This is a genomic window from Alteromonas sp. G4i13 (assembly GCF_054960505.1).
The window spans coordinates 1-17,466 of the sequence record NZ_JBHNYX010000032.1; the positions used below are offsets into that span (position 1 = coordinate 1).

The window sequence follows — 17,466 nt, forward strand, 5'->3', positions numbered from 1 at the left end:
GTCTCTCAGTGAATGACAACGAAGAGCTGTTTGAGGATTTAGCTATCGATAGAACTCCCTTCAAACAGTTATTTTTCCTCATGCTTTCTCACTATGACTTATTCACTCCATACATGTATCACATAGATTGTGAAGAATTAAGTCAAGAGTTAAGCATTGCACAAGAGACTATAGTAAAAATACTAAACCATTTTTCACTCGAAAGCGGTGAACTTGCTACCCACAATCAGGATTTCATATTTCTTGATAACCCTATCTGGACAAGACCTATATTCCAAAGAGAGTCAGAGTACTTCTGTCCACTCCCACAAGTGTTTTTTAGTTTCTCCTTGAACAGTCTAGACAATCTAATCGAAGGTTATGATAAAGACAAACTTCATGAAAGAAGAGCGCTATATCTAGAAGAAAAGATAGAAGAGATAGTAAAAACGAGGTTTCCTGAATCTCATACAATCTCCGGAATACAATGGGATTTCGAGGGAAAAACATTTGAGACAGACCTAATCACCTTCATAGATTCTCATGCACTAATAATAGAGGCCAAATCACACAATATTACCAAGCCAGCTTTGAGAGGTGCTCCGGATCGAATCAAAAAGCACTTCAAAGAAATTTATATTGATCCTAGCATTCAGTCATTTAGGTTTGCTGAAAAGATTAAAGAATTAATCGAAAATCCGGATACGAATGACCCATTAATCGACAAACTACCAATCGACATTTCAAAAATTAACAAAGTTATTCGAGTTTCAGTTTCGCTAGAGGATTTTGCCACTTTACAAACTAATCTGAAATTATTCGAAGATACTGGCTGGCTACCAGATGGATATGAGTCATGCCCTTCAACCAATTTAGCTGATTTTGAGACAATATTTGATTTGCTAGAGCACCCAGTACAAATACTCCACTATTTAGAAAGACGAAGCATAATTCAAAGGCAATATAATCTTATGGGAGACGAGCTAGATTATTTGGGGCTTTACCTATCGACGTTTTTAGCTTTAGGAAACTTTAGTGATTATGCCACAGATCACGTTATAGATATTAGCGGAATGTCTGATTCTATAGACAGTTACTATCAGGCTAAAGATGCCGGTGTATCAATCCAAAAGCCTAAACCTAAAACATCTAAATTATTCACTGAGATATTCAACCAACTCGAAAAACGCTCAACCCCAAGGTGGACGGAAATAGGTTGCATACTAAATATGTATGTACCTGAAGACCAAGTTCAATTGAGCAATATGATAAAAAGTTTGTCCAAGAGAGTGCACCACACTTGGCAACAAGTAGGTCACAAGAACATGATTATTTTATGCCCTCATGAGTCTTCTGAATATTCTCTCGCTGTCGTTTTATACAAGGATGCTAATAAACAATTAAGAGATAAATTCATCAACGAAGCATCAGTACAAGCCTTGGAACCTGATCATGTAAAGCAATGCTTATTAATTGCAAAGAACATTGATGACAACGAAATAGCATACCATTTGATTGGATTGTTTGAGTCCAGATAGCTAAAAGCCCACTTAAATAAACGACACTTTTATTTATTGTAATGATACGCTGCAATCTAAAGGGTGAGGTGCGTGCTACGTCATCCCCCCCTGAGATTGTGGGTACGAAAATACCTAACGATGGAGTATATATAAACCTACGACATCTCTTGATGACTTACCTCTGAGGTTAGCCTTATCAGGTTGAGAAGTAGACGTACAACGTGTCCTTCTTCCTTTATTCAACACATCATCAATCATTTCTACTTCAGATACTTCAACTTCATTATTATTCCAATCGAATCCAAATTTGTTTACGTCCTTGGGCGCAGACCTAAATGAAAGATTCCCCGTTTTTTCACTTTCAACTTTTACAGGGAAAGCCCAATCGCCATTTTTCAGCAAGAAGGCTATTTCCTTTGACTCTTCACGACTACTCATAAATCCTCCCAACAAGATATATTCTGACCTGCATACAAAAAAGCTACACACTAAAAGCAAAAAAGCCACCAAGTATTATCTTGATGGCTTTTTTAGGTCTCAATGCCGTGTTAGATCAAAAGGCTCTATTATTGTCTCTACATACGTCTCTACATATGAAAAATAAACCTTTATAAATCAACAGCAAAGGGAGGAACAGGCAATTACATCATGCCGCCCATTCCGCCCATGCCGCCCATGTCAGGCATTGCTGGTGCGTCGTCTTTAGGTAGTTCAGCTACCATTGCTTCAGTTGTGATCATTAGTGAAGCAATTGAAGATGCGAACTGAAGTGCAGAGCGCGTTACTTTTGTTGGGTCAAGGATACCCATCTCTAGCATGTCGCCGTAAGTGTCGTTACCTGCGTTGTAACCGTAGTTACCTTCGCCGTTCTTCACTTCGTTAACTACTACTGATGCTTCTGCACCTGAGTTGATAGAGATTTGACGTAGAGGCGCTTCCATTGCACGTAGTGCAAGCTTAATACCTACTGTTTGGTCGTCGTTGTCGCCAGTAAGGTCAGCAAGTTTAGCTGCTGCGCGAACTAGTGCTACACCACCACCAGGTACCACACCTTCTTCAACCGCTGCGCGAGTTGCGTGTAGTGCATCTTCTACGCGGTCTTTCTTCTCTTTCATTTCAACTTCAGTTGCTGCACCAACTTTAATTACTGCAACACCGCCAGAAAGCTTAGCTAGACGCTCTTGAAGCTTCTCTTTGTCGTAGTCTGACGTAGAGTCTTCAATTTGACCTTTGATTTGAGCACAACGGCCTTCAATCGCTTCTTGGTCGCCGTTACCGTCAACAACTGTTGTGTTGTCTTTGTTGATAACTACGCGCTTAGCAGTACCTAGGTCTTCAAGCTGAACTTTTTCAAGGTCTAGACCAATTTCTTCAGAGATTACTGTACCGCCAGTTAGGATAGCGATGTCTTGAAGCATTGCTTTACGACGGTCACCGAAACCTGGTGCTTTAACCGCTGCAACTTTAACAATACCGCGCATGTTATTAACTACTAGTGTAGCAAGCGCTTCGCCTTCAACATCTTCAGCGATGATCATTAGCGGCTTACCCGCTTTCGCTACACCTTCAAGGGTAGGAAGTAGTTCGCGGATGTTAGAAATCTTCTTGTCAACCAATAGGATGAACGGGTTGTCTAGTTCAACAGTACCGTTTTCTTGGTTGTTGATGAAGTATGGAGATAGGTAACCGCGGTCGAACTGCATACCTTCAACAACGTCTAGTTCGTTTTGAAGTGCCTGACCTTCTTCTACAGTGATAACACCTTCTTTACCTACTTTTTCCATTGCCTGAGCAATGATGTCGCCAACTTCTGCATCAGAGTTTGCAGAGATAGTACCTACTTGAGCGATAGACTTGCTGTCTGCACAGTCAGTAGACAGGGCTTTAAGCTCTTCAACTGCTGCCGCTACTGCTTTGTCGATACCGCGCTTAAGATCCATTGGGTTCATACCCGCTGCAACGCTCTTAAGACCTTCAGTAACAATTGCTTGAGCAAGTACAGTAGCAGTTGTTGTACCGTCACCTGCTTCGTCGTTCGCTTTAGACGCAACTTCTTTTACCATTTGAGCGCCCATGTTCTCGAACTTGTCTTCAAGCTCGATTTCTTTCGCTACAGACACACCATCTTTAGTGATAGTAGGTGCACCGAAAGACTTGTCTAGAACAACATTACGGCCTTTTGGACCTAGTGTTACTTTAACTGCGTTAGCTAGTGTGTTTACGCCTTTTAGCATTTTGCTGCGAGCGTCATCACCAAAACGTACTTCTTTAGCTGCCATGATTAAATTCCTCTAAAATTCGTTTTAACGTTAGTTGTTATTACTCAACAATCGCTAGAATGTCGCTTTCGCTTAGGATTAGTACTTCTTCACCATCCAGCTTTTCTGTTTTAACGCCGTAACCGTCGTTGAAAATAACGGTGTCGCCTACTTTAACGTCTAGCGCTTTAACTTCGCCGTTCTCAAGAATGCGACCGTTACCTACTGCGATTACTTCGCCGCGTGTAGATTTTTCTGCTGCAGAACCAGTCAGAACGATACCGCCTGCAGATTTGCTTTCTTGCTCTGCGCGCTTAAGGATTACGCGGTCGTGTAAAGGACGAATTGCCATTTTCAAGTCTCCTGAAAATTCCACTATTCAAATGAATGTAATTATCGACATTCAGACAATCTAAATGCCGTGTGTTTAAGGTTGCTCATTGCTGAGCAGTTAAAATCGTTTCTGCACGGATAGATGGGGTAGTACCCAGATAACTTCAAGGGTTTTTAAGCAAAAAAATGTAAAAAAATTGATTTTTTCGCTAAATACTTATTTTTATTAAATATGTAAACGCTGTTTATCGTGGTAATCGGCGCTCATAACCTGATGGGATCTGTAGTGAGGCTAGAGCCTGTTGACCTTTGCTATACATCAAAGGTCAACGGTCGATAGTTATTTTAAGCGCTTATCCGGGTCGTTGGTGGTGTGATCGGTGTACTCGCCTTCGAACACATCACCATCACTATTGGGCGAGTTAGGGCGATCACCAAAAGGACTTTGTCCAAATGGCGACTGACCTTGCCCAAAGCCAGCTGCGCCTCCTCCCATACCAGGTGTGACAATGCGCATTTTCATGTGCTTACTAACTTGAGCTGCAAAAAAGTGGCGAGAGCCTGGCATTGCTAGCAAAAAGCCAAAGATATCGGTAATGAACCCTGGGGTAACCAGAAGAATACCCGCAACCACCAGCATCAAACCTTCAACCAACTCTTTTCCTGGCACTTCATTTCGCTGCATTTTTTCTTGTGCAGTTTGCAGTGTACTCACGCCTTCGCGTTTAACAAAGTAAGCACCAATAAAGGCAGAAAGAAGTACCAAGCCAACGGTATTCCAACCACCGATCACGCTGCCCACATTTATCAGCAACGCAATCTCTAAAATAGGTAATAGGGCAAACAGTATAAATAAAACCCGCAAAATGCTTCCTCTTTCATGTATTCATAACCTGTTATAGGGTCTTTGTACGTAATAACAAGAAAAGGTGCCCACCCTTTCGCTTAAATAGCCACTTAAAGCGACCGATAACGACCGTGATATACTGTAGCTATGAAAGAATAGTGCGACTTTTCAGGTCAATTACATATCGACCCACTAGCAAAGTAACAGGCGCGAAATAAAGTAGGAAACGTTTATGACAATTAAGCTTGTATTGTGCACCACGCCCGATGAAAAGACAGCGCAGTTAATTGCCAGCACGCTCGTTGAAGAAAAGCTTGCCGCCTGCGTCAACATAATCAAGGGTATAGAGTCCGTTTATGAGTGGCAGGGGAAGGTGGAAACCGACGCAGAGTGCCAACTGCTTATTAAAACGAACACACAACACGTTTTACAGGCCTTCGATAGAGTAAGCGAACTACATCCGTACGATGTCCCTGAATGGTTAGAACTTAATGCTGAGGCTAGCAGCGCTTATGGGCATTGGCTACAAAACACACTGCAGCGCTAACTGAACCCGTATTTTCTGAACAAGAATAACTAAGACGTAAAAATAGATTAAAATGAATGACAACCTTATGACTACCCTTTTGCCTTCGCCTTGCCTATCGTTGGCTTCGCTGTTTCGTCGCTTTATTGCGTCCGTATTGTCAGTGCTTTGTTTGATGTCGCTGTTAGTTACGTTTGCGTTCGCACAAGTGCCAAGTGCTTTTGACGACCCATTTGCAAATGAGCCCCAATTTCTCGATGTTGACCAAGCGTTCGCTTTTGACTTTAGTCAACAAGATAACGTTCTTACTTTAAATTTCGACATTGCTGACGGCTACTACTTATACCTTAAACAGTTTAAGTTTGTGGCTAAACAAGCCGAAATTGGCGAGCCTGTTTACCCAAGCGGGGTGATGATTGAAGATGAGTTCTTTGGTGAGTCTGAAGTATTTTACAACGGCGTATCTATTACCCTACCCATTGAGTCAGCACTCAGTGACGGAGTAGTTAAAATTCGCTATCAGGGGTGCGCTGATGCCGGCCTTTGCTACCCGCCCACAGTAAAAGTGGTGTATTTAAATGAAGTCGGAAGCAATACGGCAGCAAACGCTGATGCGACTACAGAATCAAATAGCGCGTCTACCTCGTCGTCTCCACAAAGCGAGCAGTTCGATTTAGCGCAAAGGCTGATCGATAAAGATAACCTTGCTCTCACTTTAGCTCTATTTTTTGCCCTAGGCGTAGGCCTCGCCTTTACGCCTTGCGTGTTTCCTATGTACCCCATTGTGTCGGGCATTGTGATTGGTCAGGGCAAGCCTAAAACCGCATCTCATTCATTCTGGTTAACCTTTGTTTATGTACAAGGTATGGCGATTACTTACTCGTTGCTTGGCTTGGTAGTAGCGGTGGCAGGGGCGCAATTTCAGGCTGCTTTGCAACATCCAGTTGTGCTGGGCGTATTCATTGTGCTGTTTGTGGCGCTCGCCGTTGCTCTGTTTGGTGGTTTTGAAATTCAGCTGCCAGCAAAGTATCAAGAAAAGCTCACTCACATGAGTAACAACCAAACGCCCGGCAGTTTCGCTGGTGTGTTTGTTATGGGTGTACTATCTGGCCTTATCGCTTCGCCCTGTACCACTGCGCCGCTCACCGGCATATTGCTATTTATTGCCCAAACTGGCGACATGACGCTGGGCTTTATCTCTCTTTACCTGTTAAGTATTGGTATGGGTGTTCCACTTATCCTGTTCGGCATGACAGGAGGAAAACTGCTACCTAAAGCAGGTAACTGGATGAATGTGGTTAAAGTCACCTTCGGCTTTATGATGCTTGCCGTGGCCATTGTGTTTATTGAGCGTTTATATAATAGCCCAGCCACTGGCTTCCTATGGGGGTTGCTTGGCTTTGGTTTATTCGGTTACTACTGGGTACTCAATCGCGCCAGCAAAAACTCACTGATGAAGCTTGTACGTGCTGTTGTGGTGGCAATAGGCATTATGGGAAGTGCTGGCCTTATTTATCAAGCAGGGCTAAACACAGGGCTTTGGGGTGAGCACTCTGATGGTGTTCACGCAGGGCACCCAGACTTTGTTGTTGCGCGAGACTTGGCAGACTTACGTAATAAAATTGCGGCGGCTAACGCTGAAGGTAAAACGGTAATGGTCGATTTGTACGCCGACTGGTGCGTGGCGTGTAAAGAGTTCGAGAAGTACACGTTCCCAGACGAAAATGTTGTGGCTGCACTTAGCAATACGGTATGGATGCAAATGGACCTTACCGATAACACACCAGAACGTCAGGAGATTTTCGACACCTTTACGGTGCTTGGCTTGCCGACTATTTTGTTCTTTGACAAAAACGGCGACGAGCTAACCAAAGCCCGCGTCACTGGATTTATGAAAGCAGACGCCTTTGCCGGTCACGTTAACGAATGGCTTAACGATGGGTCTAACACTAATGACGGTCAAAGTGGTCGCTTGGACTAAGGAGCGTCGATTCCAGGACTTTCCTCTTCTCATATGGCGAGTATGGCGAGCGGTGCGAAGCGCTGCTCTCTTTATCTTGGGTAGAAACGGGGCTCAGAAAAGAAGGTTGGATTCAATGCAGGCCTTCTTATTTATTTCGCTCACTTTTTCCCTATCAGTAACAGCGAAAACCACGGGGTGCTTTGATAACAAACGCTTTTGTTTTGAGCTTACGCCTTCGTCTTCTTCTCTTTATTTAGTCTCAGTACAGAGAAAAGTAGAATTGCCCGTAGCGCTAACTCTGTATTCCAATGTGATGCAAGACATTCCCACAGGCAATGGGGAGCTTAGATCAAAAGCCCACGTTAACGCATTTTTAGATACCAATGACCAAGTGCCCCTTGGCGTAGTAAAAAATGCCGACGCATTCTGGGCATCTATGCGCGTTAAATGGACGGTGGGGCGCGTAGACGCGATACACGACAACGCCTATACGTATCTGCCACCGCTACAGCCAGCTAGCAAATACCGTATTGTTCAAGGCTTTAACGGCAATTTTAGTCATTCTGGTGCGTCAAGGTATGCTCTCGATTTTGCCGCGCCTGTAGGTACACCTATTTTAGCCGCCCGGGAAGGCGTAGTGATCGACACGAAAGATGACGGCACGAAAGGCGGGCCAACGCCGAAGTTTGCAAAATACGCTAACAACGTTGTTATTCTTCATAGCGACGGAACCACCGGCGAATACTACCACCTGAAATATAAAGGTGTTGCTGTGACAAGAGGGCAAGTCGTGGAACGCGGGCAGCTTATCGGTTATACCGGCAATACGGGGTTTTCTTCCTTACCCCACCTTCACTTTGGCATATATGTAGCCAAATTCCATGGTAAGTACGTAAGTGTCCCCTTTTCCTTCGACAGCGCCCTAACTAAGGCCTCGCCTTAGCATTTATAGCAATACATACTGATACTTTTCGTTAAAACTACTATCTCTTCCCCCACTAACGCCTTCTGAGAGTGCAGCATGCTGCGGTTTCACAGGCAGCCAATAAGCAAACCTCCCAATAAACTTTGCGCCGAAAACACCTGATTAGACCAGTATTTTGCTGCGAAATCTTTATCTATCACTATAATCAGCATTTAACACAATAAACGAGCAAATTAATTGGCTTTTTTTCGTGCAACTGTCACAAAAGTTTGTTGAAATGGCAATAACCGTGACTTTTTCCCGAAGATAGCAGCAAACTAGATGAATATTTTGTTATTGAACGGCCCTAACCTGAATATGTTAGGCCAAAGAGAACCCGACAAATACGGCACACAAACCTTGCAAGACATCGTAGATGATTTGCAGGCGCAGGCTGCGTCAAGCAACGTGACCTTAACGCATTTTCAGTCAAACGCTGAGTTTGAACTGATTGATCGCGTGCACGCTGCTATGGGTACTGTTGATGCCATTATTATTAATCCTGCTGCCTTCACGCACACCAGCGTCGCCCTTCGCGATGCATTATTAAGTGTCAATATCCCGTTTATTGAAGTGCATTTGTCGAACGTTCACGCCCGTGAACCGTTTCGTCATCATTCCTATTTTTCTGATGTTGCAGCTGGCGTCATTGTTGGCCTTGGTGCCATGGGCTACTCGCTCGCGCTAACTGCAGCAATCAACTTACCGAAATCGCATAAATAAAGCAGAGACAGAACATGGATATTAGAAAGATTAAAAAACTCATCGAACTAGTGGAAGAATCTGGCATTGCCGAGCTAGAAATCACTGAAGGCGAAGAGTCTGTACGCATCCACCGTGGTCCAACGGGTGTTCAAGCGCCAATGAACTACAGCTTTGCAGCACCAGCGGCACCGCAAATGGCACCAGCTCCAGCAGCGGCAGCTACCACTGCGTCTGAAGCGCCAGCTGAGCCAGCACAGCCAGAGGGTCACGTTGTTAAGTCTCCAATGGTAGGTACGTTCTACCGTGCATCTTCACCAACGGCAAAACCGTTTGCAGAAGTTGGTCAGCAAGTAAAAGTTGGCGACACGCTTTGTATCGTTGAAGCGATGAAGATGATGAACCAAATTGAAGCAGATAAAGCAGGCGTGGTTAAGGCAATCTTGGTTGAAAACCAAGATCCTGTAGAGTTCGACCAGCCAATGTTCATCATTGAATAAGCGAGTGCTTAACTATGCTAGATAAAGTACTTATTGCTAACCGTGGTGAGATTGCCCTGCGTATTTTGAGAGCCTGTAAAGAACTAGGCATCAAAACCGTAGCAGTGCACTCTACTGCGGATAAAAACTTGAAGCACGTGTTGCTGGCTGACGAATCGATTTGTATTGGTAAAGCATCGGCAACCGAAAGCTACCTGAACATTCCTCGCATTATTGCTGCTGCAGAAGTCACTAACTCTATTGCAATTCACCCAGGTTACGGTTTCCTAGCGGAAAACGCAGACTTTGCTGAAGCGGTAGAAAAAAGCGGCTTTATTTTCATTGGCCCTAAAGCTGAAACTATCAACCTTATGGGTGACAAAGTTTCTGCTATCAACGCCATGAAAAAAGCAGGCGTACCGTGTGTACCCGGTTCCGACGGCCCGCTAACTGACGACGTAGAGCGCAACAAAGCCATTGCTAAGCGCATTGGTTACCCAATCATCGTTAAAGCTGCAGGCGGCGGTGGTGGTCGTGGTATGCGCGTGGTTCGCAGCGAAGCTGAGTTGATTAAAGCCATCGAAACAACACAAGCGGAAGCGGGTGCTGCCTTTGGCAACTCAACGGTTTACATGGAAAAATTCCTTGAAAACCCACGTCACGTTGAAATTCAGGTACTTGCTGATGGCCAAGGTAACGCCATTCACTTAGGTGAGCGTGACTGTTCAATGCAGCGTCGCCACCAGAAAGTAGTGGAAGAAGCCCCAGCACCGGGTATTTCTGAGCAAATGCGTACCAAGATTGGCGATCGTTGCCGCAAAGCCTGTATCGAAATTGGCTACCGCGGAGCAGGTACGTTCGAGTTCCTATATGAAAACGGCGAATTCTATTTCATAGAAATGAATACCCGTATTCAGGTAGAGCACCCTGTATCTGAAATGATCACTGGCGTTGATCTTATTAAAGAGCAGCTTCGCATTGCAGCGGGTCAGCCATTGTCTATTGATCAGTCGCAAATTCAAATTCGTGGCCACGCCATTGAATGTCGAATTAACGCAGAAGACCCTAAAACCTTTATTCCTAGCCCTGGTCAAATTGACATGTTCCATGCGCCAGGTGGTTTGGGTATTCGTTGGGAGTCGCATATTTACGCGGGTTACCACGTGCCACCTTACTACGATTCAATGATTGGTAAGCTTATAACTTACGGTGAAAGCCGCGACGAAGCGATTGCTCGTATGCGCCATGCTCTTGAAGAAATTGTGGTTGAGGGTATTAAAACGAATATTCCACTTCAACGCGCCATTATGGCCGATGAAAACTTCTTCGCCGGTGGAACCAACATCCACTACTTAGAGAAGAAATTAGGTTTAGCCTAATCCCCCTTTGGGCTACACGCTGTATTTTTGTGTAGCCCAATTTTCTTATAGTCCGCTACTACTTTCTTGTCGCTATTCGCTATTCGCTATTCGCTATTCGCTATTCGCTATTCGCTATTCGCTATTCAGCAAATTCTAATTTTCCGATTACCACAATCAGTTTTTAACGATTTTTTTATTTAAACGCCCACTCTATACTGCGTACAAGTTTTAAGACATCTCCCTTAAGACCTTCCCTTTTTTGTGTGTTTTACCACTCATTGGAGTCCCACTCCACTTATTGCCGGCAACCTTGCCGGCTTTTTTTTCGCTTTTTATCTACATAGCGAAATTTATCTGTCCGAAAAAGTTATGATTGATGTATAAACTGATTAACTGGAAATGAGAAGGGAAATTGCGTGAGGGTAATCTCTATTTTTATTTGTGTATTCTTATGCGGCTCGCTCTCCGAGGCTTGTGCTGAAGACACCACGCCTTCGTTCTCACAGAAACTCGATATCCAAGTGCGTTACGATAATCGCTCCAATCGCCCTAGCCGTGAACAATATCGATTGCGTTACTATCCATCGCTCTCCCTCACTTCTACATGGTCAGTAAACAGTTTTATTGTTACTGGCGATGACTTTTCATCTAGCCACAATACGTTTGGTAGCGACACAACCGATTATCTTTATGCAAGACGACTGTACCTCAGGCATGAAACAAATGCGGGCAAAACTGAACTAGGCATTATTCCCACTTATAAAGGGCGAGTTTCTTCAACAGGCTTGTCCAAAGATGGATGGATTACTGGCATTCGCCACGTGAGAAAGCTGCAAAACAACACTGCTCTTGAAATAGTGGTGGGGCAACTGGCGAATGCCGAAGCTTCCGAGGCGTTTAACGTTGGTGAAGAAGATGAATACTTTGAGATTGAATATTCGGCAAAGATGGGGGAACGACATAGCTATGAAGCCAGTTTTGAAAGAATGCTGAACGGTACATTTGCCAGGGCAGAATATCGATTACGTATTAATGAACAAGATACCGCGTTCATTGAATTAGTGCATCGTACTGATGAAAGTGCTGCGAAAGTTGTAGTGGGCACCAGCGGCGAATTCGCTGCAAGCGCTTTTAACACATCATATCCTATCGAATATTTTGCTTACTATTCCTATATAGACAGTAGTTTTGGTGAGCGCGCTGAATTAATTGAAGACTTCCTAGGAACAGGTCACGGCGGCTCTCTGGAATTTAGTGGCGTGCTATCGGAGAAGCATGATGTTGAATGGTTTATAAGAGCTGATGTGGTAGATAGTGTCAGTCGATTATTGGCAGGAGTAAAACTCTCCTTCGATAGTTGAATGAAACAAAGCGCCTACACCACATAAAAAAGGCCCATCAAACGATGGGCCAAACAGCAAGAACGCGTACACACTTTAACAGTGCATAATAAATTACGGCTTGTCGCCATTGTGAGTTCAGTTACCGCAGATTACGTATTTTTAATCTCTTGAGCTTTAAACTTAAAGTTGAGTTTATTAAACTTTAGTCTAATGAAGCGTTAAAGCTCGTATTGTTTAACTCTAATAATCGTAATTTGAAGGTGTTCTTGTGCCCAGCCGTTACGCTCAGTTCAAAGAAAAACTTCCCATTTCCCGACTCTCCGATGAAGCGCTGCTTGCGTTTCGCGTCCTTTTTGATGATCCTCTCGATATCGTAGACTTAGCGCAAGATATATCTGACTTAACGCTTTACCCGGAACGGCTGAAAGACAGTTATAGAAAGGAGTGGGAAGCCTACGTGCTAAAGGCACTGGCGTTTGAGATCAAACAACATGCAGACGTTTCTCCTGCAGAGTTCATTGAGCTTGTCATGAACAAGGTAGAAGCGATTCAGCAAAATAACGACACCTATCAAAATCTATTGCGTCAGGTTCAACACGCGAAGAGTATTTTGCAATCAGAAAACACGATCGTTTTTCCTACCCCCATGCGTCAGCAGTTAACTGCGTTTCTTTTGCCGATTACTACTATTTCGCCTCCCAAAAAATAAAGGCAGCTACAACGTAAGGCAGTTCCGCTTCTATAGGAAAGGCTTCTACACGCTACTTATTAGCGCCTTTAAATTTGTACTGAGAGGGGCAGTATCCTCTGTCCACACCTTCAGGGCGCAGGCTGGCATGTTTGGTTTTTCTACCCGACACGCGCTCTCGCCAGTTCTTGAAGGTTTTCGGTTTGAGATTTTTACGCATAAGCTTTATCACATCTTTTTCAGGCAGCCCGTATAAACGCTCTATTGCCTCGAAAGGCGTACGGTCTTCCCACGCCATTTCAATTACCCGTGATTCTTGTTCTTCAGTTAATGCCATTTCTTACATCTCAATATGCGTGTTTAACCCCACTACATACTTATTTTCGGCTCATTTTGTTCAGTTCAAGTACACTAAACTTACAAACAATTAGTGGCCGACTTAAACGCTCACTTGCTCATCGTCTTTTTCAAACGCTAGCTTCAACAACTCGGCGGCGGCTTTCGCATCGCTCAGCGCGCGGTGATGCTGCTCCATTTCTATGTGAAAATGCTTTGTTAAGTTTGCCAGCGAGTAAGAAGGCAGCCCAGGATAGGTGCGACGCATTTCACGAACGGTACACATTTTGGGTCGCCTGAAACTTTGCTCTAGTCTTGCAAACTCTTGCTTGATGAACCCATAGTCAAAGTTTACGTTGTGAGCCACGAACACAGCGTCTTCGGTGAAATTTGCCACGTGTTCCGCTACTTCAGCAAAAAGCGGAGCATCTGCCACCATGTCATCCGAAATTCCAGTAAGGCGGGTAATGTTGCTAGGAATGCGGCGCTGCGGATTTAACAGGGTTTGAAACCTGTCTACCTCTTTCCCACCAACAAGTTTTACCATACCTATTTCGGTAATCCGGTTGTAGCTGCTGTTTCCTCCAGTGGTCTCTATATCTACCACAACATAAGGCTGTGCTGGGTCGCGTATCCATTTCACTGTTGTTACCGCAACGTCAAATCCAGCTTGCTGCAAACGTTGAATTGAAACCAGCTGATTTCGGCGAAGCTGATCGCCAGGCGCTTTGATTTCTTCAAAGCGAAGTGCGCCGTCAAATACCATGATATCGGGGAAGCCATCTCGGAGGCTCTCAAAGTCTTTGCACATCATGCGAAGTAAAGCATAAATCGAATCTAGCGAACCATGCTCAATTAGCGCTTCTATAGGCGTAAGCAAATGACTAGACCACATAAACAGGCTATTAACTTTGCCATAGTGCATCGTGGCCATTTTGTGAATGTGAAAACGCAGTTTTTCTTTGCTATCAAGCGCCTGTAACAACGCTTCAATACTGTGTTCAAACTTAGCGTAAAAGTTATTCTGTTTAAGCGATAATGGTCTGCGATCAAACTCCGTAACCAGCGTGTCTTCTTCGTAAAGTTGCTTCCAAAAGGTAAGGCCGAACAAACTGCGCCATAATCGGTTTTCCGTGCGCCAGCCTTCAATGCCGCGCCTTGCATAATGCGCCAGCACACCACGCTCAACCTGTTGATTTTGGCTTACGTCAATATCCAGTGTACGGCTAGCATTGCGAAGCATGTCGGTAACCGTGCTGGTGCGTTTTTTGTGGTATTTACGGGCATAGAAATCTTCTGCAAATGCTAACAGCGTATCCGATTGCGGATTATCAATTATCTCTTCAAGGGTCTGTTTAACACTATTTTCATTTCCGTCCTTGTAGCTCTCTCTTAACCACTTTTCTTTTGCCTTATCGCTTTGCGCCGCTTTCAATACTTCTAGCCCTTTCGCTCTATCAAACATCAGTACTTTTAGGCCTAATGCATAGAGAAACTGGTCGCGATAAAAACAGGCCGACACACCTTCTGTAATGGGCAGTTCACCTTCGGCAATGGCAAGCAACATATCATCGTTATAAAAAGCTAACTGGCTGTAATGGTTAGCGTAAAACCATGACGCTTGGGCGTCGCTTTTAGTTTCAAAACGCGCCGTATCCGTTACGGAATCAGAACGGGTTCTCATTACGCCTAAATCGCGCATAGAAAACTGATTTAGACGGCTTTTGGTGTTACCAAAATAGATAAACAGCAAATAGCGAAGTGCATCGTCGAACAAGCACACTAAGTAGTTATCTAGCGAAAAGCGCTCTGGCCAGCCTCTAGCTTCGATATGTTCATTAAGCAACGTCACGAGTTTAGGCTTGGTGAGAGATGCGAGCCCCTGAATACTGCCGTATTCAGCAAGTAGCTCAAGCAGAGCATCTTTGGTCAAGACACCTGCGATGTCATTAAGCGAAGCGTGGGTAAGGTCACCAAACCAGCCGTTGTCGGTAAGCCAATCTATTTGCTCTTGTGGCACAGCGATTTCGCTATAATTGAACTGCGTCCTGTCAATCACTGCGTACTTGCGATTTGCAGCGCGCACAACAATACACTGTTTGTCATCGTCCAACGCTTTAAAACGCCTAACAAAGTCAGTGGCTTCGTCACTTAGAAGCGCCCTGCTAGCACCCTCAAAGAACCCAAGGAACTCGTGAAAGTGTGTAAGGTAATAACGTGGCGGTAAATCTTTTCGCATGAGGTATCTTTGGCTATGAAAACACCAATAGTGTATATTTATACAGCCACGCGAATCAAATTAAATCCTCCGCGATTGGGTATCACATCTGCTGCTAATAGTGCACAGCGTGTACTTTTACACGCGTACGCGCTGTTTAGACACCCAATGAAAGAACGAAGAAAGCTGCGCATCTGCCAATAAACGCTGCAAATTGAAGTAGTGTTTGGCCAACGTCATCTCATCATAAAATCGATGTATACCGCTGTGACATTGTCTGCAAATGTAAATGCCGTCCTGAAGCTCCGCTTTGCTAAAGTGCTTTTTAAAATAGGTACGCCTGTGCATTTTTCGCGGAATAAGATGATGGTAAGTAAGGCGAGTTTCTCTATTACAGCACGGGCATTGACCAACTTTATTTGCCACAAGGTCACCTTTTTCGTCTATCACATCTATTATTTGTGCACCCAGTTTTCTGATTACTCATAAGCGTCAAATGGCAGTCTTGTCCTTTTCTCTTAAAATCAGATACAAGGGGCGTGTCTAAAAGAAAATCCACTCGTCTTTGCATTACGTAACAAATAGCATTAGTGATTACAAAGGCATTTAAATATGAGTTTAACTCGTTCCATGGGCTTTTCCTGTCCTTACTGTATGGCCCCAAATGATGTTGAAATAGATGAAATTAACGATGTTGGCCAAGTACAGGTGCTCGACTGCCAAGTGTGTTGTCAGCCCATTGAGCTTACTGCTTATCAGCACGGTGATGACATTCAGATAGAGGCAGAAAGAGAGAATGACTAAGCAGTTTACCCGCGGTGATATAGACGCCCTTGCACAGCGCTACCGCGCAAACCTAATTAATAGTTTGTCTGGTTTTAAATCGGCGACTTTGGTGGGTACAACAAACGGCGTTACAAACAATTTGGCTATAGTGAGCTCTATTGTTCATGTCGGTGCAAACCCGCCTCTCATTGGCATGATCATGCGTCCACATACCGTCACGCGAGATACGTTAAGCAATATAAAACAGCAGGGCTTTTATACGCTAAATCACGTGTCTGTTGACTGGGTCGACAAAGCCCACCAAACATCAGCCCGCTATGCGCCAGATGAAAGTGAATTTGAAGCCGTTGGGTTAACCGCGCAGATCAGTGAGTCCTTCAGTGCGCCGTATGTCAAAGAAAGTGAAATTAAAATGGGCTTAAAAGTAGCACAGCATTTTACTTTGCTTAATGAAACCGAAATGGTTATTGGCGAAATCCAGGAGCTCTACGTTCCTGAGCAAATAATAGATTCAGACGGCTATGCAGATATAGAGCAAGCGCAAACGGCCTGTATCTCAGGCCTAGACAGCTACCACAGCACACAACGAATTGCGCAATTTGCGTATGCAAAGCCCGATGTAAAGTTAACCGTGAAGTGAACTAATAAACTGTCCAGCGGTCTTACATTCAATACTTAAGGTTGTAACTCTGAAGTTTATTTAATCTGGATCAAGCGAAAATGCGACATTTCGTTCGATCTTTTTTCAAAAAGAGATAGTATTTAAACATGAAACAAAACCTGCCTCTTTGGGCAGGTTTTTGCGTTTAAGGCACTGAATAAAAAAGAATCATTATCGTTTCTATCTCTTAAGGAGAATGTTATGAAATCTGTAAATCGCCGTGACTTTTTAAAGCTTTCTGGCTCGACAGTTATCGGTCTTACATTAGGTGGTGTAGCGTTACGTGCTCAGGCTCAAGAACAATTGAGCGCTGATGACCCTACTGCAAAAGCACTGAACTACACACCGTCGTCAACTGTTGAAGGTGCAAAATGCGCAAACTGCATGTACGTGCAGGGCGCCGATGGCGAACAACACCGCCCTTGTAACATTTTCCCTAATAAGCTTGTTAACGCTGATGGCTGGTGTAGCGCTTGGGTGAAAAAGCCTGGCTAACCAATCG

19 protein-coding genes are annotated in these 17,466 nt (G+C 44.2%); 12 read left to right on the forward strand and 7 right to left on the reverse strand.

Features of this window, described 5'->3' with window-relative positions:
- The coding region (locus ACFI6J_RS15120; protein ID WP_462557745.1) for a hypothetical protein at nt 1-1,517 on the forward strand (1,517 nt) is incomplete at its 5' end.
- Nucleotides 1,518-1,631: 114 nt separating this feature from the next.
- Here the strand turns inward: ACFI6J_RS15120 and ACFI6J_RS15125 are convergent.
- From ACFI6J_RS15125 to ACFI6J_RS15140, 4 genes are all read right to left on the reverse strand, one after another.
- Complete coding sequence (locus ACFI6J_RS15125; protein ID WP_126872088.1) at nt 1,632-1,937, reverse strand: hypothetical protein; 306 nt, start codon at nt 1,935-1,937, stop codon at nt 1,632-1,634.
- A 203-nt stretch (nt 1,938-2,140) separates the two neighbouring features.
- Nucleotides 2,141-3,778: a chaperonin GroEL gene (groL, locus tag ACFI6J_RS15130; protein WP_156087225.1), complete on the reverse strand. Its 1,638-nt coding sequence runs from the start codon at nt 3,776-3,778 to the stop codon at nt 2,141-2,143.
- Between the two features lie 40 nt (nt 3,779-3,818).
- Entirely contained in the window at nt 3,819-4,109 is a 291-nt protein-coding gene (locus ACFI6J_RS15135) for a co-chaperone GroES (RefSeq protein ID WP_012520088.1), read from the reverse strand.
- A gap of 321 nt (nt 4,110-4,430) precedes the next feature.
- The gene (locus tag ACFI6J_RS15140) at nt 4,431-4,955 is read right to left on the reverse strand and encodes an FxsA family protein (RefSeq protein ID WP_156087227.1); all 525 of its coding nucleotides are present in this window, start codon (nt 4,953-4,955) and stop codon (nt 4,431-4,433) included.
- 214 nt (nt 4,956-5,169) lie between these two features.
- On the opposite strand from ACFI6J_RS15140, the gene cutA reads away from it, so the two are divergent.
- From cutA to ACFI6J_RS15180, 8 genes are all read left to right on the forward strand, one after another.
- Nucleotides 5,170-5,484, forward strand: a complete 315-nt coding sequence (cutA, locus tag ACFI6J_RS15145) for a divalent-cation tolerance protein CutA (protein ID WP_156087229.1) — start codon at nt 5,170-5,172, stop codon at nt 5,482-5,484.
- Between the two features lie 67 nt (nt 5,485-5,551).
- The gene (locus ACFI6J_RS15150; protein ID WP_044583929.1) at nt 5,552-7,444 is read left to right on the forward strand and encodes a protein-disulfide reductase DsbD; all 1,893 of its coding nucleotides are present in this window, start codon (nt 5,552-5,554) and stop codon (nt 7,442-7,444) included.
- A 115-nt stretch (nt 7,445-7,559) separates the two neighbouring features.
- Nucleotides 7,560-8,369 (forward strand): M23 family metallopeptidase, encoded by an 810-nt coding sequence (locus ACFI6J_RS15155; protein WP_014977754.1) that lies wholly within the window; start codon nt 7,560-7,562, stop codon nt 8,367-8,369.
- 303 nt (nt 8,370-8,672) lie between these two features.
- The gene (aroQ, locus tag ACFI6J_RS15160) at nt 8,673-9,113 is read left to right on the forward strand and encodes a type II 3-dehydroquinate dehydratase (RefSeq protein WP_014951275.1); all 441 of its coding nucleotides are present in this window, start codon (nt 8,673-8,675) and stop codon (nt 9,111-9,113) included.
- Between the two features lie 14 nt (nt 9,114-9,127).
- Nucleotides 9,128-9,592, forward strand: coding sequence for an acetyl-CoA carboxylase biotin carboxyl carrier protein (accB, locus tag ACFI6J_RS15165; protein ID WP_039221534.1), 465 nt, complete (start codon nt 9,128-9,130; stop codon nt 9,590-9,592).
- 14 nt (nt 9,593-9,606) lie between these two features.
- Nucleotides 9,607-10,950, forward strand: a complete 1,344-nt coding sequence (accC, locus tag ACFI6J_RS15170) for an acetyl-CoA carboxylase biotin carboxylase subunit (protein ID WP_014999996.1) — start codon at nt 9,607-9,609, stop codon at nt 10,948-10,950.
- A 398-nt stretch (nt 10,951-11,348) separates the two neighbouring features.
- Nucleotides 11,349-12,293: a hypothetical protein gene (locus ACFI6J_RS15175; protein ID WP_156087231.1), complete on the forward strand. Its 945-nt coding sequence runs from the start codon at nt 11,349-11,351 to the stop codon at nt 12,291-12,293.
- A gap of 250 nt (nt 12,294-12,543) precedes the next feature.
- On the forward strand, nt 12,544-12,984 hold the full coding sequence (locus ACFI6J_RS15180; protein WP_156087233.1) for a hypothetical protein: 441 nt from the start codon (nt 12,544-12,546) through the stop codon (nt 12,982-12,984).
- A gap of 52 nt (nt 12,985-13,036) precedes the next feature.
- On the opposite strand, the gene ACFI6J_RS15185 is transcribed toward ACFI6J_RS15180, so the two are convergent.
- The 3 genes from ACFI6J_RS15185 to ACFI6J_RS15195 all read right to left on the reverse strand — a co-directional run bounded on the left by ACFI6J_RS15185 (nt 13,037) and on the right by ACFI6J_RS15195 (nt 15,943).
- Nucleotides 13,037-13,300, reverse strand: a complete 264-nt coding sequence (locus tag ACFI6J_RS15185; RefSeq protein WP_110288928.1) for a TIGR03643 family protein — start codon at nt 13,298-13,300, stop codon at nt 13,037-13,039.
- Between the two features lie 102 nt (nt 13,301-13,402).
- Complete coding sequence (locus tag ACFI6J_RS15190) at nt 13,403-15,538, reverse strand: exonuclease domain-containing protein (protein WP_039228684.1); 2,136 nt, start codon at nt 15,536-15,538, stop codon at nt 13,403-13,405.
- Between the two features lie 117 nt (nt 15,539-15,655).
- A complete protein-coding gene (locus ACFI6J_RS15195; protein WP_230598863.1) occupies nt 15,656-15,943 on the reverse strand; it encodes a hypothetical protein in 288 nt (95 codons plus the stop codon).
- A gap of 186 nt (nt 15,944-16,129) precedes the next feature.
- Between ACFI6J_RS15195 and ACFI6J_RS15200 the strand changes: the two genes are divergently transcribed.
- From ACFI6J_RS15200 to ACFI6J_RS15210, 3 genes are all read left to right on the forward strand, one after another.
- Nucleotides 16,130-16,321, forward strand: coding sequence for a zinc ribbon domain-containing protein (locus ACFI6J_RS15200; protein WP_014980678.1), 192 nt, complete (start codon nt 16,130-16,132; stop codon nt 16,319-16,321).
- A complete protein-coding gene (locus ACFI6J_RS15205; RefSeq protein WP_061486805.1) occupies nt 16,314-16,943 on the forward strand; it encodes a flavin reductase family protein in 630 nt (209 codons plus the stop codon). Before ACFI6J_RS15200 ends, ACFI6J_RS15205 begins: the two co-directional genes overlap by 8 nt.
- A 222-nt stretch (nt 16,944-17,165) precedes the next feature.
- Nucleotides 17,166-17,459, forward strand: a complete 294-nt coding sequence (locus tag ACFI6J_RS15210; RefSeq protein WP_014951285.1) for a high-potential iron-sulfur protein — start codon at nt 17,166-17,168, stop codon at nt 17,457-17,459.
- Nucleotides 17,460-17,466 lie beyond the last annotated feature (7 nt).